Source organism: Asanoa sp. NPDC049475 (assembly GCF_040676915.1).
GTDB lineage: Bacteria > Actinomycetota > Actinomycetes > Mycobacteriales > Micromonosporaceae > Asanoa.
The window spans coordinates 26,162-51,137 of record NZ_JBFAPY010000013.1 but is presented as its reverse complement, the minus strand read 5'-3'; the positions used below and the strand labels follow the sequence as shown (position 1 = coordinate 51,137).

At 68.7% G+C, this 24,976-nt stretch carries 26 protein-coding genes; 11 read left to right on the top strand and 15 right to left on the bottom strand.

Annotated elements, in window-relative coordinates; translation table 11 throughout:
* Window positions 1-29: 29 nt before the first annotated feature.
* A complete protein-coding gene (locus AB0J88_RS37510; RefSeq protein WP_364360376.1) occupies window positions 30-1,034 on the bottom strand; it encodes a Gfo/Idh/MocA family oxidoreductase in 1,005 nt (334 codons plus the stop codon).
* 96 nt (window positions 1,035-1,130) lie between these two features.
* Here AB0J88_RS37510 and AB0J88_RS37505 point away from each other — a divergent pair, with 96 nt between their 5' ends.
* Window positions 1,131-1,862 carry a GntR family transcriptional regulator gene (locus AB0J88_RS37505; RefSeq protein WP_364360374.1) on the top strand — a complete coding sequence of 244 codons (732 nt, stop codon included), beginning with the start codon at window positions 1,131-1,133 and terminating at the stop codon, window positions 1,860-1,862.
* Window positions 1,863-1,871: 9 nt separating this feature from the next.
* Window positions 1,872-2,057: a hypothetical protein gene (locus tag AB0J88_RS37500; protein WP_364360372.1), complete on the top strand. Its 186-nt coding sequence runs from the start codon at window positions 1,872-1,874 to the stop codon at window positions 2,055-2,057.
* A 72-nt stretch (window positions 2,058-2,129) separates the two neighbouring features.
* Here the strand turns inward: AB0J88_RS37500 and AB0J88_RS37495 are convergent, their stop codons facing one another.
* The 8 genes from AB0J88_RS37495 to AB0J88_RS37460 all read right to left on the bottom strand — a co-directional run bounded on the left by AB0J88_RS37495 (window position 2,130) and on the right by AB0J88_RS37460 (window position 11,171).
* The gene (locus AB0J88_RS37495; RefSeq protein ID WP_364360370.1) at window positions 2,130-2,747 is read right to left on the bottom strand and encodes a DUF1349 domain-containing protein; all 618 of its coding nucleotides are present in this window, start codon (window positions 2,745-2,747) and stop codon (window positions 2,130-2,132) included.
* A gap of 61 nt (window positions 2,748-2,808) precedes the next feature.
* Window positions 2,809-4,824: a hypothetical protein gene (locus AB0J88_RS37490; RefSeq protein WP_364360368.1), complete on the bottom strand. Its 2,016-nt coding sequence runs from the start codon at window positions 4,822-4,824 to the stop codon at window positions 2,809-2,811.
* A gap of 117 nt (window positions 4,825-4,941) precedes the next feature.
* The gene (locus AB0J88_RS37485; protein ID WP_364360366.1) at window positions 4,942-6,087 is read right to left on the bottom strand and encodes a DUF1996 domain-containing protein; all 1,146 of its coding nucleotides are present in this window, start codon (window positions 6,085-6,087) and stop codon (window positions 4,942-4,944) included.
* A gap of 131 nt (window positions 6,088-6,218) precedes the next feature.
* Window positions 6,219-7,775, bottom strand: coding sequence for an ABC transporter permease subunit (locus tag AB0J88_RS37480; RefSeq protein WP_364360363.1), 1,557 nt, complete (start codon window positions 7,773-7,775; stop codon window positions 6,219-6,221).
* Window positions 7,772-8,554 (bottom strand): ABC transporter ATP-binding protein, encoded by a 783-nt coding sequence (locus AB0J88_RS37475; RefSeq protein WP_364360360.1) that lies wholly within the window; start codon window positions 8,552-8,554, stop codon window positions 7,772-7,774. Before AB0J88_RS37475 ends, AB0J88_RS37480 begins: the two co-directional genes overlap by 4 nt.
* Complete coding sequence (locus AB0J88_RS37470; RefSeq protein ID WP_364360357.1) at window positions 8,551-9,111, bottom strand: hypothetical protein; 561 nt, start codon at window positions 9,109-9,111, stop codon at window positions 8,551-8,553. The genes AB0J88_RS37475 and AB0J88_RS37470 overlap by 4 nt, the downstream gene beginning before the upstream one ends.
* Window positions 9,112-9,114: 3 nt before the next feature.
* Entirely contained in the window at window positions 9,115-10,143 is a 1,029-nt protein-coding gene (locus AB0J88_RS37465; protein ID WP_364360354.1) for an ABC transporter substrate-binding protein, read from the bottom strand.
* 26 nt (window positions 10,144-10,169) lie between these two features.
* Window positions 10,170-11,171: a LacI family DNA-binding transcriptional regulator gene (locus AB0J88_RS37460; RefSeq protein ID WP_364360351.1), complete on the bottom strand. Its 1,002-nt coding sequence runs from the start codon at window positions 11,169-11,171 to the stop codon at window positions 10,170-10,172.
* Window positions 11,172-11,302: 131 nt separating this feature from the next.
* Between AB0J88_RS37460 and AB0J88_RS37455 the strand changes: the two genes are divergently transcribed.
* Complete coding sequence (locus AB0J88_RS37455; RefSeq protein WP_364360348.1) at window positions 11,303-12,229, top strand: ribokinase; 927 nt, start codon at window positions 11,303-11,305, stop codon at window positions 12,227-12,229.
* 142 nt (window positions 12,230-12,371) lie between these two features.
* On the opposite strand, the gene AB0J88_RS37450 is transcribed toward AB0J88_RS37455, so the two are convergent.
* From AB0J88_RS37450 to AB0J88_RS37440, 3 genes are all read right to left on the bottom strand, one after another.
* Window positions 12,372-12,935, bottom strand: coding sequence for a dihydrofolate reductase family protein (locus AB0J88_RS37450; RefSeq protein WP_364360345.1), 564 nt, complete (start codon window positions 12,933-12,935; stop codon window positions 12,372-12,374).
* Between the two features lie 171 nt (window positions 12,936-13,106).
* The gene (locus AB0J88_RS37445; protein ID WP_364360342.1) at window positions 13,107-14,153 is read right to left on the bottom strand and encodes an L-dopachrome tautomerase-related protein; all 1,047 of its coding nucleotides are present in this window, start codon (window positions 14,151-14,153) and stop codon (window positions 13,107-13,109) included.
* A 29-nt stretch (window positions 14,154-14,182) separates the two neighbouring features.
* Window positions 14,183-14,704: a YbhB/YbcL family Raf kinase inhibitor-like protein gene (locus AB0J88_RS37440; protein ID WP_364360339.1), complete on the bottom strand. Its 522-nt coding sequence runs from the start codon at window positions 14,702-14,704 to the stop codon at window positions 14,183-14,185.
* A gap of 225 nt (window positions 14,705-14,929) precedes the next feature.
* Here AB0J88_RS37440 and AB0J88_RS37435 point away from each other — a divergent pair, with 225 nt between their 5' ends.
* Entirely contained in the window at window positions 14,930-15,865 is a 936-nt protein-coding gene (locus tag AB0J88_RS37435) for an NADP-dependent oxidoreductase (RefSeq protein WP_364360337.1), read from the top strand.
* Window positions 15,866-16,136: 271 nt separating this feature from the next.
* Here AB0J88_RS37435 and AB0J88_RS37430 read toward each other — a convergent pair whose 3' ends face one another.
* Window positions 16,137-16,640, bottom strand: a complete 504-nt coding sequence (locus AB0J88_RS37430) for a DinB family protein (protein WP_364360334.1) — start codon at window positions 16,638-16,640, stop codon at window positions 16,137-16,139.
* 83 nt (window positions 16,641-16,723) lie between these two features.
* Here AB0J88_RS37430 and AB0J88_RS37425 point away from each other — a divergent pair, with 83 nt between their 5' ends.
* From AB0J88_RS37425 to AB0J88_RS37410, 4 genes are all read left to right on the top strand, one after another.
* On the top strand, window positions 16,724-17,041 hold the full coding sequence (locus AB0J88_RS37425) for a metalloregulator ArsR/SmtB family transcription factor (protein WP_364360331.1): 318 nt from the start codon (window positions 16,724-16,726) through the stop codon (window positions 17,039-17,041).
* Window positions 17,038-17,562, top strand: a complete 525-nt coding sequence (locus tag AB0J88_RS37420; RefSeq protein ID WP_364360328.1) for an SRPBCC domain-containing protein — start codon at window positions 17,038-17,040, stop codon at window positions 17,560-17,562. Before AB0J88_RS37425 ends, AB0J88_RS37420 begins: the two co-directional genes overlap by 4 nt.
* Complete coding sequence (locus AB0J88_RS37415) at window positions 17,562-17,942, top strand: VOC family protein (RefSeq protein WP_364360325.1); 381 nt, start codon at window positions 17,562-17,564, stop codon at window positions 17,940-17,942. Before AB0J88_RS37420 ends, AB0J88_RS37415 begins: the two co-directional genes overlap by 1 nt.
* 558 nt (window positions 17,943-18,500) lie before the next feature.
* Window positions 18,501-19,163 carry a hypothetical protein gene (locus tag AB0J88_RS37410; protein ID WP_364360322.1) on the top strand — a complete coding sequence of 221 codons (663 nt, stop codon included), beginning with the start codon at window positions 18,501-18,503 and terminating at the stop codon, window positions 19,161-19,163.
* Between the two features lie 557 nt (window positions 19,164-19,720).
* On the opposite strand, the gene AB0J88_RS37405 is transcribed toward AB0J88_RS37410, so the two are convergent.
* Window positions 19,721-20,053, bottom strand: coding sequence for a hypothetical protein (locus AB0J88_RS37405; RefSeq protein ID WP_364360319.1), 333 nt, complete (start codon window positions 20,051-20,053; stop codon window positions 19,721-19,723).
* 256 nt (window positions 20,054-20,309) lie between these two features.
* On the opposite strand from AB0J88_RS37405, the gene AB0J88_RS37400 reads away from it, so the two are divergent.
* The 3 genes from AB0J88_RS37400 (at window position 20,310) to AB0J88_RS37390 (ending at window position 23,289) form a co-directional block, all read left to right on the top strand.
* On the top strand, window positions 20,310-20,486 hold the full coding sequence (locus AB0J88_RS37400) for a hypothetical protein (protein ID WP_364360316.1): 177 nt from the start codon (window positions 20,310-20,312) through the stop codon (window positions 20,484-20,486).
* Window positions 20,487-21,834: 1,348 nt separating this feature from the next.
* Window positions 21,835-22,266 (top strand): hypothetical protein, encoded by a 432-nt coding sequence (locus AB0J88_RS37395; protein WP_364360313.1) that lies wholly within the window; start codon window positions 21,835-21,837, stop codon window positions 22,264-22,266.
* Between the two features lie 63 nt (window positions 22,267-22,329).
* Window positions 22,330-23,289, top strand: coding sequence for a diacylglycerol kinase family protein (locus tag AB0J88_RS37390; RefSeq protein ID WP_364360310.1), 960 nt, complete (start codon window positions 22,330-22,332; stop codon window positions 23,287-23,289).
* 60 nt (window positions 23,290-23,349) lie between these two features.
* Here the strand turns inward: AB0J88_RS37390 and AB0J88_RS37385 are convergent, their stop codons facing one another.
* Window positions 23,350-23,988 carry a phosphatase PAP2 family protein gene (locus AB0J88_RS37385; protein WP_364360307.1) on the bottom strand — a complete coding sequence of 213 codons (639 nt, stop codon included), beginning with the start codon at window positions 23,986-23,988 and terminating at the stop codon, window positions 23,350-23,352.
* Window positions 23,989-24,976: the final 988 nt, after the last annotated feature.

Below are 24,976 nucleotides of genomic sequence, written 5' to 3'. Positions count from 1 at the left end.
GCTCGTAGCCCAGGGTGCGTCGCCAGGGCTCATGCGCCCGGGATTTCGGCGAGGGTGATCGGGCGGCCGGACGCGCGGGACAGCTCGCACGCCTCGGCCACCCGGAACGCCTCCAAGGCGTCGCGGACCGTGCAAGGTGACGGCGCGGCGCCGCGGGCGACATCGACGAACGCGGCCAGCTCGGCCCTGTAGGCGGGCTGGAAGCGGTCCATGAAGGACCAGTGGCGAGGGCCGGCCGGGAAGTCGACGCCGGTCTCGGCCGAGTCGAGGGCCAGCGAGTGGTCCAGGCCGACGCCGAGTGAGCCCTTCTCCCCCAGCACCTCGAGACGCACGTCGTGGCCGGCGCCGTTGTAGCGGGTCGCGGAGACCAGCACGATAGTGCCATCGTCGAGGGTCAGCAGGGCGCCTCCGGTGTCGACGTCGCCGGCCGAGGTGAAGAAGTCGGCGCCCTGGTTGGCGCCCGTGGCGTACGCGGTGGCGACCTCGCGGCCGGTCACGAAGCGTACGACGTCGAAGTCATGCACCGAGCAGTCACGGAAGATGCCGCCCGACGTGGCGATGTAGCTCGCCGCCGGCGGCGCCTGGTCGTGGGTGTTGGCGCGGATGGTGTGGACGAAGCCGAGCTCGCCGGCGCCTACCGCCGCCTGGACCCGCTGGTAGCCGGCGTCGAAGCGGCGTTGGAAGCCGATCTGCACGGGTACGCCGGAGCGCTCGACCAGCCTGGTCAGCGCGAGGGTCTCGTCGAGGGTCGCGGCGACGGGCTTCTCGCAGAAGGTGGGTATGCCGGCGGCGACGCCTTCGGACAGCAGGGCGGCGTGCGCGGGGGTGGCGGCGGCGATGACCAGGCCGTCGATCCCGGCTGTGAGCAGGGCGGCAGTGTCGTCGGCGACCGCGACGCCGAGCTCGTCGCCCAGCGCTCCGGCCGCGGCGAGGTCGGCGTCGGTGACCACGAGCTCGTCGACGGCGTCGAGCGAGGCCAGCGTGTGGGCGTGGAAGGCGCCGATCCTTCCCACCCCTACCAGGCCGATGCGCATGGCCGTAGCGTGCACTTTGGTCAATATGACGGTCAAGCATTTGTTCCAACATTTTTACGTCAAGTCAATCCGATGTGACGGGGTAAAGTGCGGTTCATGGCCCTACAGGTGGCCGTGACCATCGACCGCTCGTCGCCCGTGCCGCTCTACCACCAGCTCGCCGAGCAGCTGCGCGCGGCGATCGACGACGGGCGCCTGCGACCCGGCGACCCGTTCGAGAACGAGCTCGCCCTCGCCGCCCGCCTGGACCTGTCCCGACCGACCGTCCGGCGTGCCATCGCGGAGCTCGTGAGCCAGGGCCTGCTGCTGCGCCGGCGCGGACTGGGCACGAGGGTCGCGAACCGCAAAGTGCACCGCCGGGCCGGGCTGACCAGCCTCTACGACGACCTCGCGGGCCGCCACCCGAGCACCGTCGTACTCGGACACGAGCTCGTCCACGACGAACGCATCGCGGCGGAGCTCGACCTGCCACCCGACGTCGACCTGCTCTCGATCGTGCGGCTGCGGCTGGCCGGCGACCAGCCGCTGGCGCTGCTGCGCAACTGGCTGCCACCGCGCTCGGCCGGCGTGACCCGCGAGGAGCTGACCACGCAGGGCCTCTACCCGCTGCTGCAGGCCCGCGGCGTCCGCGCGGTGGTGGCACACCAGGAGATCGGCGCCCGCACCCCCACCACGTTCGAACGGCGACACCTGGGCCTCAAACCGTCGGACCCGGTGCTGACGATGACCCGCAGCGCCTTCGACGCGTCCGGGGTGGCCGTGGAGTACGGCGACCACAGCTACCGGGCGCGGGACTACACGATCGACGTGACCATCGACGAACGTTAGGCTGCCGGGATGAAGCGTGCGGTGCTGGCCCTGGTCGCCCTGGTGTGGCTGGCCTCGGTCGCCATGACGGTGTCGGGCTTCCAGAACGGCTTGAGCGCCCCGGGCCGCTGGAGCGGCTTCGTGGTGATGCTGGTTGTGACGGCACTGGCCAGCGGCCTGGTCGTGGTCGCCGCCCGCCGACTCCGGCGGCCCTGACTCCCGCGTCACCGTACTTGAACGACCTGCAGCGACGTCGTGATCGACGGCGGACTCACCACGACCCTCTGATCACGACGCGTCGCGCAGATCGGCGAGGCGTTCGCCGGCGAAGCGGACCTCCTCGAACGTCGCGGTGCACCCTTCACCGATCGGCGACTGGCCTTCGAGGCCGATCCGGTGGCCTGAGGTCTCGTCGCCGAGCGCGAACGCGCGAATCAACTGCCAGGCCTGACCGTCGATCGAAGCGTGGTACGCGTAGACCCGATCGATACGCGAGACCCGCAGCCACACTGACGGACCAGGCACCACGAAAGCGTTCGCATCGTCTGCGACACCGCGGCAGACGACAGACACGATCATGGGTTCGGCCGCGGGCGAGTACTCGAAGCACAGCTTGGCCCAATGCCGCTCATCCACCCACAGCAACAGCACGCCGGCGTCGAACGTCGCCGCGAAGCCCACGGTGACCCGAGCGCTGAACTGGAAGTCACCGTCGGGCACGTCGCCGAGGAGCGTCGTCGCGTTGAGCGTGGACTCCGCGGCGCCGCCGGCGGGGTCGATGAAGATGTCGGTGCGCGGCTGCGCCGTCACGGTCACCGCACCGGCCGCCTCGTCGATGTGCCAGAGCTCGGCGGCCGAGGGTACGAGCGGAAACGGCACACCGGGAATCGTCAAGTCGTCAGCCATGGCACAAGACCGTACAACGACAGGCCGCCGGCGGCGGACCGTCGTTATCCACTGATGGCCGTCAGCGCGGCCCGGCATGCGCGGAGCAGGTGCTCGTCGTCGACGACCTGCGCCGAGCTGTAGCCCGACCCGCTGGCGTTGTGCCTGCGTACGCGGGCAAGTTCGGCCTCCAGCGACGATTTGGCGACGCTCGCGGATGGTCCCATGTCCGACCACACCTGAGCGATCGCCGTGCGGGTGTGCGGGTTCGCGTCCCAAATGCCCCCGAGTACGGTCGGCGTCTCGCCGGCGACGTGCCACAGCGCACGGGCCGCCGCCAGCCGGAGCCAGCCATAGGGTCTTTGCGGCGCAGGAGCTTGCGCAGCTGGCCCGCGTACGCGGCTGCCGGAGGCCCCAACCGGCCAAGTCCCTCAGCGGCCGTGCGCTGGTCGTACTCATTCCCCGTCAGCAGCCTGTCGTACACGGCCAACGCCGGGGCGGCGTCCCCGCCGATGGCATACAGCGCGTCGGCAGCGGCGGCGGCAAGGCGCCCGTCGGAGGCGGCGGCCTGCTCGCGGAGCCAGCCCATCGCCGGGGCCGCGCCCGGGCCGACGGCCGCCAGGGCCCGCACGACAGCCGTGCTCGCCGGCAGCTTCATCAGGTCGGGCACGGCAGGCGCGGCGGCCGGACCCATCGCACCGACCGCGTACGCGAGGTTGTCGCGCCGCTCGTCGTGCCGGAGCTGGTGAAGACGGCGGCGGATGATCGGCAGCAGGTACTCGGCACGCGCGCCGTAGCCCCCGATGAGCTGCCCGACATCGCGTGGCAGCTCACGACGTTCGAGCGCCCATTGCAGCATCGGCAACGCCCGGGGGTCGCCGGTGCCGGCGAACGCCTTCAGGGCCGGGCCGACGGTGGGCACGCCCTGCGCCCATTCGACCACCCACGGCAGCTCGTGCTCCATCGTCGAGTGGTGCGCCTCGCGCGAGGATCGGGAGAGGGCCGCGAAGAGAGAGTCGGCGGCGGGACGGGACAGCTCGCCGAGGTTCTCCAGCACCTGCGCGGCCCGCGACCGTAGACCGGGGTGGTCGTCGTGCAGCTGGGCACCGACGAGGGCCACGAGCGGGGCGAAGGGCCCGCGCCATCCGTTGATGAGGTTGCCTGCGGGGAACATGGCGTCGAGTCGGCATTCCCAGTGCGGCGAGGCCAGCAGCGTCGACAGTAGAGCGACGCGGTCCGCCACGCGGTCACCCAGGCCGTTGCTGACCGCGCGCGCCAGATGCTCCGCCTGCGGGGCGCGGCGCCCGGCGGCCGCGGCCTCCCGCTGACGGCGCAGGGAGCCGATCAGGGTGTCGGTCGTGAACCCGGCCGGCTCCACGACCGGCGTTCCCCGCGTGTACGCCGCGTCGAGCAGCTCCAGCGCCGTTCGTATCGGCACGTGGGGCTGATCGGGGAGCCGCGTGAGCGCAGCGAGCGCGGTCACCCGCACCTGCACGTCGTCGTCCTCTGCGGCGAGCACGTCAGCGAGCCACCCTCCGATCGCCGCCGCGTCGGTGCCGTCATCGGCGAGTTTCGCCGCGCCTTCGACGATCGCGATCCGCACCTGCGTGTCCTCTTCGACCGCGAACCGGTCCCGCAACAGGTCGACGCGGTCCGTCGCCGGCTCAGCACAGACGGACAGCACGGCCGGCACCGCCGCGCGGACCAGCGGGTCGGGATCGTGGGCCAGTGCCGACCAGAGCGGGTACGCGTCCGAGACGGCCTGCCTCGCCTTCCGGTGAAGCCCGGTCGGAGGCTCGGGATCGTCGGCGCCGCCGATGCTCGCGAGCAGTTCGACGACCTCGCCACGGCCTGGGCTGCCGGCATCGGCGGCGATCCGCAGCAGGAACGGGATCGCCGCGACCGTGCAGGCGTACACGTCGCCTTGGTGGTGGACACTCCCGTACATCGCGTCGAGCGCGGCCTCCCGTGCCGCGGGATCGGCGGCGGCCAAGCCGCGCAGCAGATCGGGCACCTCCACGGCCGGGCCGTACGCGTGCCGCATCCGGCCCCACCGAACTTCGTCGACCCCTGCCAGCAGCTCCCCGATCCCTGTCACGCGAGGATCATGCCGCATACCCCCGACATCCCGGGAGATCGACATCTTCGTCGCGCCGGTCCTGCTCGCCCACAGCATTCGCCTCCCGGCGGCATCCGACAGCGACGGAAGGCTGAGCTACCTCTGATATCCGTTGTTGTCGCACGTCCGCCGCTGCAGCAGGCAGTTCTTCGTCCGCTTGTTCATCGTCTTGACGTCCCACATCACGAAGGCGTCGCCGTGCATCGAGGAGGCGCTCTTGCCCTCCTTGTCCGAGGACAGGTAGTAGCCCGCCTTCGTGCCCTTGACTCCATATTGGATGTCGAACGTGATCGCGGGGATCTTCACCGGATGGCTGCGGGGACACGAGCCACCGGAGCCGTACGACACGTGGTCCTTGTGGTTCGGGCTGTCCAGGTGCTTGCCGTCCCAGCAGTCCGAAAACTGCATCATGAAGTGCAGTGTCGCGTCACCACCGCAGATGGGCCAGTTCCCGTTGTCGCTGCGGGCGATGCCGTCCAGGTCGCCCGGGCCGTAGAAGGCGCAGTAAAACTGGCCCTGCGCTCCGCGCGGGGTCGGCTTCTTCTTCTTGGCGTCACCACTGATCATGCGCAGGCCGCTGGGCATCGGCATCTGGTCCGTCGAATCCTTCGACAGCGTGCGGTAGTACACCCTAAAGCCCGTGGTCTCGACCGGCTTGTTGGTCGCGTTGTCGTAGAGCGTCGGCACCCAGTAGGCCGAGTGGTCCAGGATCGGCTTGCACGTCGTGGCCGTGAACGTCGTCAGGTCCGCCGCCACGGTGCTGGCTTTGACGGCCTTGTTGCCCACGAACGAGTGCATGTGCGAGGCACCCGGCAGGCCCGGCGCGACGATCGGGTCGTCCGGCAGCCGGTGGCTGTAGGTGCAGTCCGCGCGGAACTCCGCCAGATTCCCCACCCCGGAAGGGACAGGATCGAATTTCAATGCCTTGTACGCGTCGGCCTGCGCTTTCCAGGCGGCGGGGTCCACCGGGATCCAACCGGACCGGGGCACCGGCGGCGGAGCGGCGGACGAGGCCGAGGGCTTGGCACCGGCCCCCGCGCGAGCGCTGGCAGTGTCCGACGGCTGCGTGGAGGCGGCGGGCACGTCCGCCGCCGGTGCGACGTATCCGGCCGCGTTACTGACGTTCGACGGTGTGGGCTCGGCCGAGCCGCCGGACACATACACGGCCGCGGTCCCGACGACCAGGACGGCGCCGACGCCGGACGCGATAGCCCACTTGTATCGAGCGATGTGCGACAACACGTCACTTCCCAGCAGCGAGAAAAGCCAAGGTCGTCGGTAGGTTAGGCGCTGGGTCGCCGTACCCGGAAGCTATCTAAGATTCCCTTAAAACCCCTGTTCGGATAACACTTTTTTCGGCTCGAAAGAGAAAATCAGCGGGTCGAATACTGCGGGCTGTAGCGGCGCAGGACCGGGCGTTCGACGGCGCCGATCACCGCGTACAGGGCGACCGAGACGACCACCACGAGCACCGCGCCGGCCCACACGGTGCCGAACCGTGAGCCGCTGTAGGCGACGACGAGCAGGCTCCCGAGGCCCTTGCCGGTCGCCAGCCATTCCGCGAGGGTGGCACCGCCGATCGCGGCGGGCACCGCGATGCGGGCCGAGGCGAACAGCGCCGGCAACGCGTACTGGATGCGGACTTTCGTCACCGCGTGGAACGCCGAGCCGCCCAACGAGGTGACCACCTCGACCGCCGGCGCCGGTGCCGCGCGCAGCCCGACCGAGAGGTTGACCAGGGTCGGGAAGAAGACGACGAGGGCGACGATGACCGTCACGCCCAGCAGGCCGCGGCCGAAGACGAGGGCGATCAGCGGTGCCATGGCGACCAACGGGACCGAGCGCAGCACGATCGCGACCGGCATCATCGTCTGCTCGACCGCGCGGACGGTCACGACGACGATCGCCATGAGCACGGCCACGACGGTGCCCACGAGGTAGCCGACCGTCGCGTCCACCATCGTCACCTTCAGGGCCGCGAACAGCTCGTCGCGGTGGGCGGCAGCCTCCGGGTCCGAGAAGACGTAGGCGAAGACGTCGGCCGGGGTCTTGGCGAAGTAGCCGTTGAGGTCGAACAGGCGCAGCAGCGCGTACCAGCCGGCGATGGTGACGGCCACGGTCAGCACGAGGAACCCGGTGGTCTCGAGCGCGCGGAGCAGACGACTGGCGCGCGGCGTGGCGGTGTCCCCGATGCCCACGTCCAGCATGCGGCCCGCCCACGGTGTGACGAGGCGGGCGACGAGCGCGGTGACCGCGTACAGCAGCCCGGCGACGGCCGAGATGACCAGAGCGATGCCCCACGTGCGGGAGACCTCGAACGACGACTGGGCCTGCACGAGCGCGACGCCGAGGCCGCGGCTGGCACCGAGGTACTCGCCGATGATGGCGCCGAGCAGGGCCGCCGGGGCGGCGATGCGCAGACCGGCGAACAGGTTGGGCAGCGCCGCGCGGACCCGGACGAGCCAGAGGGTCTGCCAGGCCGATCCCCCGTACGCGTGGACGAGGTTCACCGCCGTCGCATCGCTTGACCGCAGCCCGACGGCCGTCGCGACGAGGGTCGTGAAGAACACCGACAACGCCGCGAGGGCTTCTTTCGGTGCGTCGCCGGGCAGCACGACCACGAGGATCGGTGCGATGGCCACGAGCGGCACGCAGTAGCTGGCGATGGCCAGGCGCAGCAGCACCCGTTCGACGGCCGGCACCCGCACGAACAGCACGGCGAGCAGGATCGCGGCGAGGTTGCCCCAGAGGTAGCCGACCATCGCCTCCCGCAGCGTGACCGCGGTGTTCGACAGGTGGGCGGAGCGGTCCTGCCAGAGCTGGGTGACCACGTCCGCGGGCGACGGGATGACGCGCAGGTCGGTCGAGAGCGCGAACCAGATCGCGACCACGAGGCCCAGCCCGACGACCGCGGGCACGACACGTTTCACTGTGGCGGTTCCTGGGTGAAGAGCAGCTCGCCGAGCTCGTCGCAGAGGGCGTGGAACTCGGGGCTGCGCAGGATCTCGGGGGTACGCGGCCGCGGCAGGTCGATGTCGACTGTGGACAGGACGCGGCCGGGGCGCTGGGCCATGACCACGACGCGGTCCGACAGGAAGACGGCCTCGGCGATCGAGTGGGTCACCAGCAGCGTCGTGGTCGCGCGCTCCATCCAGATGCGCTGGAGCTCGAGGTTGAGGCGCTGGCGGGTCATCTCGTCGAGCGCGCCGAACGGCTCGTCGAGCATCAGGACATCGGGATTGATCGCCAGCGTGCGGGCGATGGCGACGCGTTGCCGCATGCCGCCGGAGAGCTGGGCCGGCCGAGCCTTCTCGAAGCCGTCGAGCCCGACCAGCTTGACCAGGTCGCGGATCTCGGCCGGGTCGGCCTTGCGGCCGGCGATCTGGTGCGGGAGGCGGATGTTGGCCTCGACGCTGCGCCACGGCAACAGCGCGGAGTCCTGGAAGGCGACGCCGACGCGGTGCTCGCGGCGCAGCTTGTCGGGGTCCTGACCGTGCACGAGGACCTGGCCGGAGGTGGCGCTCTCCAGGCCCGCGAAGATGCGCAGCAGGGTCGACTTGCCGCAGCCGGACGGGCCGAGCAGGGCGGTGAACGAACCGTTGGTGGTGGCGAGGTCGACCTGGTCGAGCGCGAGGACGCTGGAGCGGCCCATCCGGAACGACTTGCTGACCTTGTCGGCGACGAAGCCCTTGGTCTCGACCGTGATCATTCCCGTTCCGCCGTGGCCGCGGCGACCAGCCAGTCGCGATAGGTGGTGTCCCGCCCCGGGAGCTCGTTGGTGACCCGCGCCCCCTCCCGCAGGAAGTGCAGCAGGTCGCGGCCCATCTCCTGACCGCGGCGGGTGTGCATGTCCAGCGCGTGATCGGGGATCTGCGGCAGTCGGTCGGCGCGGGCCGCCCAGTTGGCGAGCTCGTCGGACGTGCGGTCCTTGGTGGCGCCGGCGAGCAGGCGGATGGCGTGCACGGCGAACAGGAACCGGTCGCCGCGCGGGCGTGGGACGCGCTCGTGCATGCGGTAGACCGCGTCGACGATGACGGGCTCCTGGAACGTCCCTGAGCCGACGTCCTCGACGGAGATGACCTGGAGCCGGTGCCAGAGGCACTCCTCCAGCTCGGCGCTGGTGGCGTACATCTCGTAGGCGAGCAGGATCGCCTCCTCCAGCTCGCCGCGCCGGATCGCCTTCTGGAACGCCGAGATGACCTCGTCGGCCGGCAGGTCGTGCAGGGTGCGGACCTGGGTCCAGGGATCGAATTCCATTGTGGTCATGCCTTATACCGTCGACTTTCCGGCGAAGACGTCCGCGAGGATCGTCGTGTCGAACAGCTCGTCGGCGGTCGCGGTGATGCCGACCGCCGCCATCGTCGCGATGTTCGCCTCGATGCCGGCCTTGGACATCGTGAGCAGGCCGTTGGTCTTCGTCTCCGGCGTCTGGATCAGCGGGACGAACGACTGCGCGGTGAGCAGCTGCTCGTCGGCGTTGAGCTGCAGGCTCTTGCCGTACTTCTCTACCGCGAGCTTCACGCCGCGGGCCGGGTCGGCGACCGCGTCCTGCCAGCCCTTGACGCTGGCGCGCATCAGGTTGACGAGGCGCGCGCGAGACTCCTTGTCGGCGAGGGTCTGCTCGCTGACGACGAATGCGTCGGCCCACAGCCCGTACCCGAAGTCCGCCAGGAGGAACGCTTCCGTCTCGATGCCCTGGCGCTTGAGCTGGATGGGTTGCGACGTGAGGAAGGACGCGAACGCGTCGACCTCACCGTTGACGAGCGGGGCCGGGTCGAACTGCACCGGCACGTACGTGACGGACTTGGGGTCGACGCCGTTGGCCTTGAAGAACGCGTTGTAGATCTCGGTGCCGGACTGCTGCACGCCGAGGCGCTTGCCGACCAGATCCTGCGGCGTACGGATCGGGCTCTTGGCCAGCGACACCACGGCGGACGGGTTCTTCTGCAGGGTGGCGCCGACGACCTTGAGCGGGGCGCCTTCCTTGCGCGCCCGGGCGATGGTGTCTACCGAGTCGAGGCCGACGAACGCCTTGCCGCTGGCGACCAGCGGGCCGACGGACACCGACGGGCCGCCCGGGACGACCGTGGTCTTCAGGCCTTCCTTGGTGTAGTAGCCACCGTCGTCGGCGACGTAGATGCCCATGTTCTCGACGTTGGCGAGCCAGCCGAGCTGGAAGGTGACGGGGCTGGTGCCTCCGGTCCCGCCTGCCTTGTCACCGTCGTCGCTGGAGCAGGCAGCGAGGGCTCCGCCGGACACGGCCATGAGAGCGCCGCCGCCGAGGAGTTTCGCGGTCACGGAAAGGAAATCACGGCGAGTGGTCATCAGTGTCCAATCAGGTTCGGGCCGGTGGACCCACGTACCAGCAGGTTGGTCTCGAGCACGATGCGGCGGGCGGTCACGTCGCCGCTCTCGCGCAGGCGGCGCAGCAGGAGCCGCATCGCTAGGGCGCCCTGCTCCTCCATCGGCCGGTCGACGACGGTCAGCGGCGGGTTGAGCAGCGCCGCGAGGTCGAGGTCGTCGAAGCCGATGACGGAGAGTTGGTCGGGCACGCGGATGCCGAGGTCGTGCAGGGCCCGCAGCGCGCCGACCGTCATCAGGTTGTTGGTGACGAACAGCGCGGTGGGCGGGTGTTCGAGGGCGAGCAGGCGCAGCACCGCCTGGTAGCCGCCCTGCTCGCGGAAGTCGCCGACCTCCTCGACGGGGTCCAGGCCGTGTTGTTGCAGCGTCTCGATGAAGGCTTCGCGGCGCTGGCGGCCCGGCGTCGAGTGCATGGTGCCATTGACGATGGCGATCCGGCGGTGGCCCAGGTCGAGCAGGTGCCGGGCAGCGTCTCGGCTACCGCCGGCGTTGTCGACGAGGACCGTGTCGAAGCTGTCGGTGCCGCCGATCTCGCGGTCGAGGAAGACGATCGGCAGGCCGGCCTGTTGGGCGCGCAGCGGTGCCTCGTCGGACTCGACCGTCGGCGCGAGGATCGCCCCGTCGACGCGGCCGACCAGGTCCGCGAGGACGGCGGCCTCGCGGTCGACGTTCTCGTCCGTGTTGGAGAGGAAGAGGTGGTATTCGTCCTGCCGGGCCACCGCTTCGGCACCCTTCACGACGGCGGCGAAGAACGGGTTGGTGACGTCGGGGACGACGACCGCGATCGACCGGGTACGACCGGAGCGCAGGCTGCGGGCCACAGGGCTCGGGCGGTAGGCGAGGTCCTGCACGGCGGCCCGGATCGACTCCTCGGCGCGCACGGGCTGACCGGCGAGGAACCGCGAGACCGTCGTCGTGGAGACGCCGGCCCGCCGAGCCACATCACCGATCGTCGCCTCGGACATAGCAGGTCACAGCCCCCTGGAATCGAACCCTGGTATCGATTGCACTGGACCGTAGATCCGTGCGAGCATCCCGTCAAGCAGACGTGAAAGATCTTGGAGGGATGACCTCTTCCCGCATGGAGCCGCACAGCATGACGAGTCTCGAGCCGGCACGCATCGTGGTCATCGGCAGCACGATGATGGACATGATCTCCTACATGCCGCGCATTCCGGACACCGGCGAGACGCTGCTCGGCGACCGCTTCGCTCTGGGCTTCGGCGGCAAGGGCGCCAACCAGGCGGTGATGGCCGGCCGCCTGGGCGCCTCGGTGTGGATGGTCGCGTGCGTCGGCACGGACGTCTTCGGCGACATGACCCTGTCGAACTTCGAGGCCGCTGGAATCGACACCACCCACGTGACCAGGACGTCCGCGGCGAGCAGCGGCGTGGCACCGATCTGGGTGGAGGCCAGCGGAGACAACCGGATCGTCGTGGTCCCAGGCGCGAACGCCCACCTGACCCCGGCCCAGGCGGCAGGTGCGGTCGCGTCGATCCCCCGGGTCGACGTGGTGGTCGGCCAGTTCGAGGTGCCCCAGAACGTGACGGCTGCTGGCTTCCGCGCGGCCAAGGACCGCGGCGCGGTCACGGTCCTGAACCCGGCTCCGGCCGCGGAGATCTCGCCGGACCTGCTGGCGGTCACCGACTGGCTGATGCCGAACGAGGTCGAGTTCGAGTCGCTGTCGGCGTGCGCGCCCACCGACGCGGCGATCGCGTCGCTGGCCCGTCGCCTGGGCGTCAACGTGGCGACCACCCTCGGCGAGGCGGGGGCGGCGGTCGTGGACGGATCCGGATCCGTCGTGCGGATCGCACCGCCTCCCACCACCGTCGTCGACACCACCGGCGCCGGCGACGCGTTCGTGGGCGCGTTCTCCTACGGTCTGGCCGCGGGCCTCTCCCCCGCAACGGCCGCACGGCTGGGCTGCGCGTGCGCGACCTCGAGCGTGTCCCGCGCGGGCACGCAGTCCTCGTTCCCGGAAGGCACCGACCTGGACGCGGCGCTCAGGTGGGCAACGCCCTGAAGCGCGGTCCTCGCCCCGCGACCGGGTCGCCCTCCAGAGCGCCTCACCCGTGGAACGCCCGGTGCCCCGCGTGGGCACCTGTGCGACGACCCGCAAGGCACGTGGCTCGCCCGCCCGGCGTCCGTGTCCGTGCGGGCGGAGCTCACCTCGGCGACGGCCTGAAACGCAGGTGGGTCGCCGCGCCCGCGACCGGCTGGCCTTCCTGGGTCAGCTCGGCGCGTTCCCCCCGGAACAGCGGCGTTCCCGATCCCAGCAGGATCGGGACCACGTGCAGATGAATCTCGTCGAGCAGGCCTGCCTTCAACAGTTGACCGGCGATGTCAGCCCCCATGACCAGGACGTGCTTGTCGCCTGCGGCCTTCTTCGCGCGTCGGGCAGCGGACTCCAGACCGTCGAAAGCGAACACGCCACCGTTGTCACCGATTAGGTCCTTCCTGGTCCGGTGGGTGACCACGAAGCTCGGGATGCCCGGCCACGGTGTGCCGCCCCACGGGCCGAGACCAAGGTCGAAGGTGTATCTGCCGATGAGGGTGGCGCCGACGCCGTTGTTGATCGCGTCGCGGGCGCGCACGTCCTCCGGTGTCGGACCGGCCATCCATTCGTGCAGCCGCTCGCCTCCGTCGCCCATGGGCTCGTCGGGACGGACGTTCGGACCCGTGGTGAAGCCGTCCAGGGACATCGACACGTCCAGCACGATCTTGCTCATCGTCTGTCTCCTTCGCCCGGCGCCGCCGTCCGGCGCCTCCACACGCGACGTCGGAGCCGCCGGACGGGTTTCGACAACCTCACGGCCGACGAGGTGCCGTCGTCGACGCAGGAGACATACGCCGCTGACGCCGTACTCAGCCGACAGATTCCGGTCCGTGCCCGACCGGAGCTACCTCAGACGGACCGGCGTCGCGCCGACCGGGATGCGGACGATCTGGTACGGCGGGATGCGGTCGTCGACGTCGTGGTTGAACAGCGGGGTGCGTGGCAGTTGGTTGAGGCTCACGTACAGGTTCCCGTCCGCGGCCACGGCGAGTGTGTCCGGCCACAGCGCCGCGGGCGTGTTCAGCACGGTGGACCAGGAGCCATCGGTGGCGAGCTTGAGTACGGCGCTGTGCTCGTAGGCGGTGACGTAGATGTTGCCGGAGGCGTCTGTCTCAAGGCCGTCGGAGGCGCCCTTGTCGCCGTGGTCGACGACCTGCTCGGCGACCTTGTCGTCGCTGAGCGTGCGGTCGATGAGGGCGGTCGTCGGGACGCTGTAAAGCTTGCGGCTCGCCAGCGGGCAGTAGTAGAGCCGGTCGCCCGTGGCGCTGATCGCGATGCCGTCGGCCCCTCCGTTGTACAACTCTCCCTGGCGGACGATGCCTTGGACGATCGCGCGGAAGCCGTCCTCGGCGTGGGTGCTCAGGTGCCCGCGGAGTCTGGCCCAGGTATCACCGGTGGCCAGGTCGATGACGACCAGGGCGCCTTCGGCCTGTGAGTCGGTGAGGTACGCGTAGCCACCGGCGCCTCTCGTCAGGTCGAAGCGGACGTCGTTGAGGTAGCTCGTCGGGGTCAGCGCCTCGGTTGCGGGCCGGATGACGCGCACCACGGTGTTGGTGTCCAGGTCGATCTCGACCAGCTTGGGGCCGTCCTCGATCCACGGGGCGAACGCGAGGCTGCCGGTGTCGAGGGCCCACAGGTGACCGTCGGGACCGATCACGACGCTCTGCACCGATACCAGGAGCTTGTCGTTGACCTGTCGACTCGGGTACGGGACGGGTTTGCCGTCGACGATCTCCGCGACCGTGTACGGCACCGGGTCGCCCCAGCGCGGCACGGAAATGAAGACCCGGCCGGAGTCGGCGGCGGTGACGCCGGTTGCCATCAGGTCATCCAGGTCGGCCACGACCTCGAAGTCGGGGGCGACCCACGCTCCCAAGGGTTCTGCGGTCATTGGTGCGCTCCTGTCCTCGGTGGGTTGTGCTACGCCCCGAACCAGGGTGTGATGACGCCTCGGGCCAGCGTGTGGCCTGCCATGTTGAAGCCGAGGAAGGCCGGCGTCGCATCCTTGTCGAGGCCGAGGGTCTCGACATCGAGGGCGTGCACACCGATGAAGTAGGTGTGCCGGCCGCTGCCGGGCGGCGGAGCCGCGCCGACGTAGCGGCGCATGCGGGCGTCGTTGGCCACCTGCCATCCACTACCTGGCATGTCGGCGCCGTCCGCGCCGGTGCCGGTCGAGAACGACGTCACGCTCGTCGGCAGGTCGGCTACGGCCCAGTGCCAGAAGCCGCTGCCGGTCGGCGCGGTCGGGTCGTAGACGGTCACCACGAAACTCTTCGTCTCCGCGGGGAAGTCGCTCCAGCTCAGCTGGGGCGACACGTCCTGCCCACCGGACCCGAAGATCCCGCTGGCGTGCGCCGACGGCATCTCTTCGCCGGTGCTGACGTCGGTGCTCGTCACGGTGAACGACGGCACCTTGGCGATCATGTCGTAAGGAGTGTTCATCGGCTCCTCCGTCGGCGGCTTCCAGAATGGGCTCGGTTCGTTGCCTCTGGCGGACGTTTTTCCACGCTAGCTCGGCCGGATTTCGCGTTCTAGCGATAGCGCCTTTCGTTGCCGCTGATGGTTTCGATGGATATGAGCAACGAGGGATCTCCCGAAAGACCTCGGCAGCGGTCGTCGCTGGGTACGGTGATTTCTTTGGGAATTCGATCGGGAGGTGCGCCGGACATGCTTGCGGTCAGCATGGACCACTACGGAAGCCCGGACGTTCTCCAACCTGCGCAGATTCCGAAGCCCGCACCGGAGCCGACCGAGGTGCTGGTGGAGGTGCGCGCGGCGGGCATCAACCCAGCCGACGTGAAACAGCGCGCGGGACACGGTCCATTGTCGACTTTCCCGATGATTCTCGGGTGGGATGTTTCCGGCGTCGTGGCCGAGGTTGGATTCGGAGTCACCATCTTCTCGCCGGGCGACGAGGTGTACGGCATGCCATGGTTCCCGCGGCAGGCAGGCGCGTACGCGGAGTATGTCACCGCGCCCTCTCGCCAGTTCGCCCCCAAGCCACCCTCCCGGTCGTTCGCCGAGGCGGCCGCATTGCCGTTGGCGGGGCTCACGGCATGGCAGCTGGTGACCGACACCGTTCATCTGGATGCGGGCCAACGGCTGTTGATCCACGGGGCGGCCGGCCACGTCGGCGGTCTGGCCGTCCAGATCGCCAAGGCGCGTGGGGCTCACGTCATCGGCGTCGTCGACGGCAGCGACAGAGACCGACTACGGTCGTTGGGCGGCGACGAGATCATCGACTACACCACGACCCGGTTCGAGGACGTGGTCGATCCGGTTGATGCCGTCCTCGACTTTGTCGGCCACGACTACACGTCCCGCTCCGTGCCGCTCGTCCATCGCGACGGAGTCATCGTCCAGGTGCCCTCCGGTACCTCCCACGAGGACGTCCGCCGCGGCGCGGACGCCGGAGTTCGCGTGACCGACTTTCTCGTCGAACCCGATCACTCCGGTCTCCTGGCCTTGACCGACCTCGTCGAGCACGACCAACTATCCGCACAGGTGGCCGCCGTCGTGCCGCTCGCCGAGGCCGCGCGAGCGCACGCGCTGGTGGAAAGCGGCAAGGTGAAGGACAAGGTCATCCTGTCGACGCCTGCCTGACCGCCTGAGACGACGGTCAGGCAGGCGTTGCCCCACGGTCGAATGTCGACGGTCAGTGCACGAGCATTGGTGTCACGTCGCCGGCCGGGCCGTCGCTGGGTTCGTCCGCGCGCGCTAAGGCGATCCAGGTCATGCTCGACGGCCTAGTCACCCCCGAACGCACTGCGGCGCCGTGACGTCTTCCCAGCTCATAGTGTGCGTCTCGATGCGGCGTAGGGGCGCGTCTCGGGTAGGGCTCGAACCTTCTGCGGAGCTCAGCCAGGGCTACTGCTCAGGTGTTCACCAGCCACTGTTGCCCGTCGATGAGTTCGCGAACCGCGTCGAGGTGTCCGGCGTGGCAGGCGGTCTCAGTGATGACATGGAGCAGGACATCGCGAACATTGTGCAGGCGCCACTCGCCCTCGGGAAAGGGCCACCAGACCAGGTCGGCGTCTGGGGATGAGGCGGCGATGACGGCGTCCGCCGAGGAAGCCTCATGGCGATAGCGGTCAAGGACGTCGGCGGCCGGCAGCGCGGGATCCACCTGCCATGCGCTGGCTTGGCTGCCCACCTGGTCGATGACCACCGGATCCCCAGCCACAACGGCACGGAACCACAAACGCTCCACCGACAGCGTGAGGTGCTGCACCATCTCCAGGCAGCTCCACCCGGAAGGCAGGACGGGGCGCCGTAGCGCCTCATCGCTGAGGCCTTCCACGGCACCGAGCACGTGGTTCCGCTGCCTCTGGAGGCACTGCATCAACGCGGTGATCTCGGCGTCGACCGCCACCGTCATCTCTGCACCTCCCGGACACGACACTTCATCATGGATGCGAATGTAACCTTGCGGGTACGTACCCACAAGGTTACATTCGCATCATGGACGCCGTGTTGCACGCGCTGGCAGACGAGAGCCGGCGCACGGTTCTCGGGATTCTCCGCGACCACCCGGCGAGTGCGGGTGAGCTGGCCGAGGCTCTCCCGATCGCTCGCCCGGGCGTGTCCCGGCATCTCCGCGTGCTGCGGGAAGCCGGGCTGGTCGACGTACGCCAGGACGCGCAGCGCCGGATCTACACACTGCGCCTGGAGGCGCTCGTCGAGCTGGACGAGTGGCTGGGAGATTACCGCCGGCTCTGGGAGAACCGGCTCGACGCTCTTCATTCTGAGATCGCACGAGGAAAGAAGGCACGACGATGACCACGATCGCGACGATGCGAGCGCTCGACGAGACCCGCGGAGCAGTCAGGGTCGAGGACCTTTACGACACGGACATCGGAGACCTCTGGCAGGCGTGTACGTCGCCCGAGCGGCTGGCCCAGTGGATCGCCCGGGTCGACGGCGACATGCGGGTCGACGGCACGATCCAGATCGTCTTCGCGAGCAGCTGGACCGGTCCGGCGCGCATCGAGGTGTGCGATGCGCCCCACCACCTGCTGCTGACGACGGAGCCGGGCACGGACGACGAGGGGCAGATCGAGGCGTGGCTGACCGCGGAGGGCTCCAAGACCCGGCTGGTGGTCGAGGAGCGCGGCCTGCCGATTAGGCATCTCCCGTTCCACGCCTCTGGGTGGCGGGTCCACCTCGAGGATCTCGGTCGGTCGCTGGAGGTCGACGGCCCGGTCCATCTGGAGGGCTGGAGCTCCGATGCCGGAGCGCCCGGCTGGAAGGAACGCTGGGAAGCGCTCACGCCGACATACCAGCAGATGGAGATTGGCTGATGTCGGACCTGATCAGGCTCAGCCTTACGACGGTCAACGCGCCCGACGCAATCGCGCTCGCGCGGTTCTACGCCGAGATCACCGGCGGGGTCGCGAAGGGTGACGAGCACTGGGCGCTCGTAGAGGGGCCGAACGGTGACATCGGGTTCCAGCAGATTGACGACTACCGGCCACCCACCTGGCCGGATGGTGAGGTGGGGATGCAGATGCACCTCGAGTTCTTCGTCGACGACCTAGTGGCGACCGGAGCGCGTGTGCTGGCGGCCGGCGCCACCCGATTCGAGCATCAGCCCAACGCGGACCACTGCTTCGTGTACGCCGACCCGGCCGGGCACCCGTTCTGCCTGTCCATGTGGGGAGCCCCGAGAGTCGACCACTGACTCAGCTCATTCCGACCACTGTTGTCAGGCGCGACCGCTCGGCGAGCTCTTGGCACGCGCCGCCAACGTGCGCAGGTAACCCCGCGACCCCGCCCAGCACCTCCTGCGGCACGGGTCATTCGCCGACGTACATGTCCATGACCAGGGACAACCGCGCGGACGGTGCGCAGGTGTGGGCTGTATCCCGCCTTCGAGATCAACCTGCGCCTCGGCGGGTATCCGCCCAGCTCAGGACCTATGCCTCGGCGCGTCTGGAAGCGCGTTTCGGGGTCGTGAAGCCGCGTCTAGGTGGGGCATGAACCTGCGCTCGATCCACTCACTAGGATCTGTTAACGCGGGGCTGCGTTAGCGGACGCTCCTGGCCCGAGGAGCGTAGTTCAAAACGTGCGCGCCTCGCTTCCATCGCCCGAACTGAAGTCGTGTCGACGGCGACAACGGTGCGATAGAGCAGCCCGAACAGGTTGGCACCGACGTCGTAATGGGAGGTGCGGCGCGTTCTGTCAGTTCACCGGGCCACGCACGACCTCATGCAACGCCACCGCGTGTTAGACATCGAGCGTGGATCAACCGCCAATACCCGCCGCCCTGGCCAGCTTCACCGCCGGTACGGCCGACGAACTCGCGCTCACATACACGGACCAGGTCGTTTACCCGCGCCATATCGTCATCGACCGGCCCGACGCACCAAACCGCCGATTCCCCGCCTGGCCGACACCCGTGCTGCTGCTCGCGATCGAGAACCAAGGCGTGTGCGCATGGGGCCTGCCACTCGACGGAGACGACAACCCACCTGTCATCGTCAGCGGCGAACGAAGCGACGGCTCCGACACAACCATCCCATACGGGGCGGACCTCGACGCGTACGTCGCTGCACGCCGGTGGGACCGTCAATGCCTCTCCTCCGCCGTGGTCCTCCAGGCACAGGCGGATCCAGTCGACCCGACGACACTCGCTTACCTTCACGCCAACTACGAACAGTTGCCCTCGACCGCGGGCTGGCCCGGCGACCTCACCTACCGCTTCCGAAACGGTCCAGTGCGGATCATGCTGTGGGCCGGCGCCGACCAATGCGACTGGTTCATCACTGGTACGGACACCGATCAACTCGCCGATGCGACAGCCGCCCTGCTCCCCTACTCAGACCTGCACACATCCCTGTGGTCCAACGACACCGCCGGCCAAGAACTACTCAACCGGCTCCGCCGGACCCCACCCAGCTAGACATGCACCCAGCCGCGCAGTTGGCCACCGGCACTCTCCCACAAAGCCCGAGCCAGAGCCAAGATCCATGTATATGGGCCAACACCTCGGCCGACGGTTCGGCAACGGCGACGTCTACAACCGCGTCACCCTCCGACGTAGACCTCGCCAACCACGGCCAACGCTGATCCTGCACAGTTGCGGTATGCATCCGGCCGCACGCTCGAACCTGTGCCTCGACGCTGTTTCTGCAGCTCAAAGTCCCTGCCTCGATGCGCTTGGGGGCGGGTTTCGGAGCATGGGGTGGGGCTCGAACCTGCGCACGACGAAACGACAAACGACGGCCGCCGGCCTCCCCAGCAACCACGACGCCGCAATCACCTAGGGCGCTCCATCCGCAGCGCCCGAGCTCAGCATGTCCGAGATTGCCGGGACGAGGATCTCCGGAACAAGTTCACCGCATCGACAGCGCGCTGCTTGACAAATTGGGACCGTTCGCATCTAGCAGGGTCCGCAACGACGCATGGCCTGCCGGCCGGGCCGCGCGCACGGTCAGCGGCAATAGCGGTGGGCGTCGATCACTCGTCGAGGAATGCGATCAGGGTCCTGAGGTACTCGTCTGGAACGGTCTCGTGCACCAGATGGCCGGCCGCGATCGTAGTCAGCCGGGCGTCGGCCAAACGATCGGCTAGTTCGGCAACGTACTCCTGGGGGATATGGCTCGCTGCTCCCCCGCCGATGAGCAGAGTGGGCGCCGTGATCCGGGCGACGACGTCGGCCCATCCTGGGTCCGGATCGTCGATCTCGGGCCGGACCTGCTCCACCATGTGCCAGTCGAAGGGCAGCTCCCCTGCGGGACGGTCGGGAAGCCCCGGCGGTCGAGGCCGCGGGTAACCGATGTCCTCAAGCACGAGTGTCTATCAGTTCAGGCACGCCCTGAGCCTCTCCGACGTCGCCTCCGGATCCAAGCCAATCCGCCGTGGGCAGAGCCACGCGCGGCATTCGGTAACTCTGGGTACCGGCTGCTCCGCTCGCTGTTACTCGGCGTAACGCGCGGCAGAACAGCGTGTCGGCGGAAGGCGAAGGCGACGCGCGGAATCGGGTCAGAACCAAGTCGACGGGTGCGCAAGTCGCCACAATGCGTCCACGCCAGCGTGCACGCCGAGGGTGGAGGAACTCGATGTCATTCAGCGCGTCGGCGGCAATACCTCTGACGTGGGGCCTGCCGCGGGCGAGGCGAAGCGCAGTGACACGATCCTCATCGAGTTGGCCATTGACCCTTGCCAGGTGCCCAAGGCATGTGGCGGCGAGCGCCTGCACTTGCTGGTCGTTGTGTTCAAGTAGAGCCAGGTATAGGTCCTGCGATTCTCTCCAGTCACCGTCGCCGTATAACGCGCAGCCCACCATGGCATCGAGAGCGCCTACGAGATCCTCGCGGTCGAGCGCCGTGCGTACATCAGCTGGCGTGGCCGGCGGAGGGTTGTGGAAGGTGCGGTGCTCGTGGGCCATGCCCACATCCTTGCCGCGCCGGGTCAACCAAGGCCCAGTCACGGGGTAGCCGCAGCCATCGGAACCGGCCGCCGCGAGCAGGTGAGCCGAGCCAATCTGCGTCGGTCCAAGTGAGAGATCACTCAATAGTCAATGCGTCGCCTCAGGGCGTATTGCGAGCCGCTTCACGGTCAGGCGATTTTGGAAACGTGGTAGTGGATGATCCGCCATCAACTTGATCGGACGCATCCGGCGCTTCTCGCTCAGAATTCGGGACTTCAATCCTAATTCTCCCATTTTGCGCATAAGCGAACCAACTCTCTCCTCCTCCTGCAACGAGAGAGGTTCGAGTCTGGCCGCTCGCCATCCACCACTGAGAAATCGACTGCGTCGCTCGATACGCCTGCGACAGCAAATAACTACCGCGTCGACCTCACGTTCGAGGTGCCACCGCCAACCGACCCCGCCCTTCTCGCGAAGGCGGCCCAGAAGCTCAGCGAGCTTTACCGCCCGGCTCACAGACCATCCGCATCGACTCGGGCACCGACCCAGAGGGCGTGGGTAGGGTAGCCGCGCGTGTGCCTGCGAACGGCCCAGCGCGCGCATTGCGGTCCGTGGCCTGGGCAGTGGAGATCATCGCGGCCGAGTCTAACCAACTGGACGACCTCGGCCCGATGCGGCGCGCGGTTGTCGAGTACGTCGGCGACTAGCTTCAGCCCTGCCAGCGCCCAACCGGTCGGATCGCGGTGGCCCAGCAGCACAGCGCGAGGCCGCAGTTCGATCTTTCCGACTGATCCTCACTTTCCACTAAGGACGGTCGCAGTACGGCATACCGCGAGGAGCGGTCCGGGGTGTGCCAACGACCGCCACGGCTTCCCTTCCGCCGTCACTTTAGCCATACGGCCAACTCCGACCCGGGTACCGTAGGTACGAGCAGGGTGACCGCGGCTTACTCGTCATTACTGACGATGACTGGCTCGTTTGCCGTAGGCGACGCTCGTGTCCGGCTCGATCGCGGTTAGCGGGAGCCGCTGGACTGTCCTGGCGCCGCCACCACCGGTCATGGAATCGACCGACACAGGCGGTATCGGCTCTGAGCGTGGTACCGAAGTTTCGACCCGGACGTTCGGCGCGACAAGCATGAACGTTGGCCGACGCGGCGGCCACTGGCATCGACGGCTCAGACCGGCAACCAGGAGGAATCATGGAATTCACCGGACAGCTTGACGCGCTGCAGTCGCGCGTCGCGACGGCCAAGACCGACGTGCAAGCGGCCGCCGTCGAGTCCCGCGAACAGCTCAAGAAGCGAGTCGACCAGGTCGGGCTCGACCTCGACCAGGCAGTCAAGAAGGCTCAGCAGCAGGCCGACCAGGCCAGCCCTGGCGCTCGCAGCAAGTGGGAGCAGATGAGGGCCGACGCCGCCGCCAAGAGGGAGGGCATCAAAGCCAAGATCGACAAGCGTAACCGGGAGATGGATGCGGAGGACGCGGCCATGGAGGCGAACTGGGCCGAGGCCGACGCGGCCGACGCGATCAACTTTGCGGGGCGGGCGGTGGAAAGCGCGGAGGTGGCCATTCTTGACGCCATCTCGGCTCGCGCCTACGCCGCCGAGCGGGCCAAGGCGGCGGGCTCCTGACCGGCCGAAGGGGCACGTTGACCATCGACTGGCCGGGTGTGCCGCGACGCAGAGGTGATCGCGATGGCGAACGCCGCTGACCAGTTGCCCGCCGGCAGTGCGGTGCTGGTGATGAATCCGCGCTCTGGCGGCGGGAAGGTGGCCCGCTTTCGCTTGGTGGAGCGGGCCCAGGCGGCAGGCGCACAGGTCAGGCTGACCGCACCAGACGAGGACGCGGCGTCGTTGGCGAGAGCTGCCGTCGCCGAAGGGGTAAGCGTTCTCGGCGTCGCCGGCGGCGACGGTACGGTGGCTGCGGTGGCCGAGGTGGCCGCCGAGGCGCGACGGCCGCTCGTGGTGATCCCCGCTGGAACCCGTAACCACTTCGCCCGGGATCTAGGCCTGGACATCACGAATCCGGCGTCGGCGGTGACCGCGTTGTCAGCGGCGGATCCGGTGTTGGTCGATCTGGGGCAGGTCGGCGCGCGGGTGTTCGTCAACAACGTCTCGTTCGGCGTCTACGCGGACGCCCTGTTAACGCCTGGATACCGGGAGGCGAAAGCCCGGACGCTGGTCAAGAACGCTCCTGGCTATCTCGGCGGGCAACAGTGCGTCAACGCCACTGTGGACACCCCGCAAGGCCCAGTCGATTCTCCCCAAGTTGTCCTCGTGTCCAACAACCCGTACCAGATCGCGACCCCGCAACACCTCGGCCGCCGCTTCGCACTCGACACCGGCCAACTCGGTGGCATCGTGCTCAAGCATCCTGCCAGCCCACCACCGCCAGACCTGCTCCTACGCCTTCACCACGAACTGCAGCGACAGGGCCAGGCAGGCCCACCCGGTGAGGGAGTCATCACCTGGAGCGCCACCCGAATCACATTGCACGGCACGGTGGCGCAACTGCCAGCCGGCATCGACGGTGAAGCCGTGCTGCTGGAACTCCCGATCGTGTGCCAGATTCGCCCTCGCGACCTGCGGGTGCTGCTGCCGCACAAGCGGCCCGACATCCCGGCTCAGCCCGCCGTCCCGACCTCAGGGCCATAGCTGGAGCGCCGAGCGATACCGGTCACGGCCCAGGCCCGCGGCTGGCGCGCGGTTCCCTTCCTACGGATGGCGAATCCGGTCGCATGCCCCTGCGACCATCGCGGCTGTTCCCGCTCCGATGATGGAGCCGAACACCACATCGCCCGGATAGTGCACGCCGAGGTGGACCCGCGAGTAGGCGACTCCGCCAGCCAACAACCTGATCGGCACAGCGAATCCGGGCAAGTGCCGGCCGACGGCGTAGGCAAACGCGAACGCCGTCGCGGCATGCCCAGAGGGGAACGAGGTGGATTCCGGCATCCGCACCTGCCGCGCCGGGAACCGGTCCGGACCAGCACCATCTGGACGCCGCCGTCGGGCAAGAGTCTTCACGCCAAGATTGACCGTCGCCGAGGTCACGCCGATCGCCAGGACGCCCTCCAGCGCGGCCCGGCGTCCCCCTTCACCGGCGAACAAGGCGATCCCCCCGGCGAAGCCCAGCCAAAGGCGTGAGTAGTCGGCGGCATGCGAAAGACGGCGGATAGGGCCGTCCAGCACTGCGGTAGGAGTACGGGCCACCGCCTCATACTTTGCTCCGTCGACCATGCCCAGCTCACGCAACGCCTCGACCCAAACCGAGGTCGGCGCACGCCGCGCTTGGAGCCGTCTCGCCAGCGCGCCTCCGACCGTCTCCTGTCGCTTGTCAGTCGACTGCGCCATGCCAAAAGCGTAGGCCGGGAGCCGGGACCTTGGCGTGACGGCGGTGAACATCGCCAGCGGGGTCCGTCGCGTCGTCGCGGTCCTTGCTGCAGTCGCGGTGACCGTAGTGACGGCCCGGCGTCCGCTGTTGTTTCTGGTGGATCCGTGGCGAGTGGGGGTGGTGCGGGCCGCGAGTCCAACGCGACTGGTGCGCCTGGATGATCAGCGCTTACCGCAACCGGCACGCTAGATCAGCCGACACGCGCCCGGACTACCAGTCCTCTTCGGATAGATCGATACTCCCTGACCGGTGATCACGTCATTGGCATTTGGTTCGTGCCGCCCGGCCGAGACGGGAAGACCACGCGATCAACCGGCCAGTCGTGATCACCGCTGCGCAGGATGCCGCGAACATCACCTGGCAACCAGCACCAACCGGCGCGGTCAGTCCCCACGTAGAAGTCACTGACCAGGGACAGCCGCCCGGACGGTGCGCAGTTGTGGGCTGTATCCCGCCATCGAGATCAACCTGCGCCTCGATCGGTATTCGCCCAGCTCAGGGCCTGCGCCTCGACGCGTCTAGGGGCGCGTCTCGGCCCGTCGAGGTGGGGCTCGAACCTGCGCACGGGTTGAAGACAGCCGTGGAGCTCAGTCCGTCGACGCGCGGGCTAGCACTTGCTTGGTTCGATCGCGAACGCCTTCGAGGTCAGTTGAACTGCCTCTGACCTCGATGACGGGCTCGGCCGCGGCCAGCAGGTGCTCAAACGTCCTCATCGAATGGAGTGTCATCCTGAAACCGATCGAGCAGAAACTCGAACTCACCCAGCACGGCTCGACGTGAGTGGCGGCCCGGTCGGATCGCCGTTTCGCCAGATGCACCATGCCGACTCGATCATCGCTATACCAGCGAGGTTCAACACGCCAAGACCACAACGTCCAGCGCCAGCAGCGACGACGCGGACCCAGCCAAGCCCCCGCCGCTGGCGAGCAGGCAGGAAGCGCCTGATCG

Bases quoted from the DNA above. Each gene is read 5' to 3' on its own strand.
- AB0J88_RS37390 (WP_364360310.1), top strand. From the start codon at position 22,330: ATGGCGAACGCCGCTGACCAGTTGCCCGCCGGCAGTGCGGTGCTGGTG.
- AB0J88_RS37475 (WP_364360360.1), bottom strand. From the start codon at position 8,554: ATGATCACGGTCGAGACCAAGGGCTTCGTCGCCGACAAGGTCAGCAAG.
- AB0J88_RS37420 (WP_364360328.1), top strand. From the start codon at position 17,038: ATGACCACGATCGCGACGATGCGAGCGCTCGACGAGACCCGCGGAGCA.
- AB0J88_RS37495 (WP_364360370.1), bottom strand. From the start codon at position 2,747: ATGGCTGACGACTTGACGATTCCCGGTGTGCCGTTTCCGCTCGTACCC.
- AB0J88_RS37435 (WP_364360337.1), top strand. From the start codon at position 14,930: ATGCTTGCGGTCAGCATGGACCACTACGGAAGCCCGGACGTTCTCCAA.
- AB0J88_RS37505 (WP_364360374.1), top strand. From the start codon at position 1,131: ATGGCCCTACAGGTGGCCGTGACCATCGACCGCTCGTCGCCCGTGCCG.
- AB0J88_RS37455 (WP_364360348.1), top strand. From the start codon at position 11,303: ATGACGAGTCTCGAGCCGGCACGCATCGTGGTCATCGGCAGCACGATG.
- AB0J88_RS37415 (WP_364360325.1), top strand. From the start codon at position 17,562: ATGTCGGACCTGATCAGGCTCAGCCTTACGACGGTCAACGCGCCCGAC.
- AB0J88_RS37510 (WP_364360376.1), bottom strand. From the start codon at position 1,034: ATGCGCATCGGCCTGGTAGGGGTGGGAAGGATCGGCGCCTTCCACGCC.
- AB0J88_RS37460 (WP_364360351.1), bottom strand. From the start codon at position 11,171: ATGTCCGAGGCGACGATCGGTGATGTGGCTCGGCGGGCCGGCGTCTCC.
- AB0J88_RS37500 (WP_364360372.1), top strand. From the start codon at position 1,872: ATGAAGCGTGCGGTGCTGGCCCTGGTCGCCCTGGTGTGGCTGGCCTCG.
- AB0J88_RS37440 (WP_364360339.1), bottom strand. From the start codon at position 14,704: ATGAACACTCCTTACGACATGATCGCCAAGGTGCCGTCGTTCACCGTG.
- AB0J88_RS37425 (WP_364360331.1), top strand. From the start codon at position 16,724: ATGGACGCCGTGTTGCACGCGCTGGCAGACGAGAGCCGGCGCACGGTT.
- AB0J88_RS37395 (WP_364360313.1), top strand. From the start codon at position 21,835: ATGGAATTCACCGGACAGCTTGACGCGCTGCAGTCGCGCGTCGCGACG.
- AB0J88_RS37470 (WP_364360357.1), bottom strand. From the start codon at position 9,111: ATGACCACAATGGAATTCGATCCCTGGACCCAGGTCCGCACCCTGCAC.
- AB0J88_RS37430 (WP_364360334.1), bottom strand. From the start codon at position 16,640: ATGACGGTGGCGGTCGACGCCGAGATCACCGCGTTGATGCAGTGCCTC.
- AB0J88_RS37450 (WP_364360345.1), bottom strand. From the start codon at position 12,935: ATGAGCAAGATCGTGCTGGACGTGTCGATGTCCCTGGACGGCTTCACC.
- AB0J88_RS37385 (WP_364360307.1), bottom strand. From the start codon at position 23,988: ATGGCGCAGTCGACTGACAAGCGACAGGAGACGGTCGGAGGCGCGCTG.
- AB0J88_RS37445 (WP_364360342.1), bottom strand. From the start codon at position 14,153: ATGACCGCAGAACCCTTGGGAGCGTGGGTCGCCCCCGACTTCGAGGTC.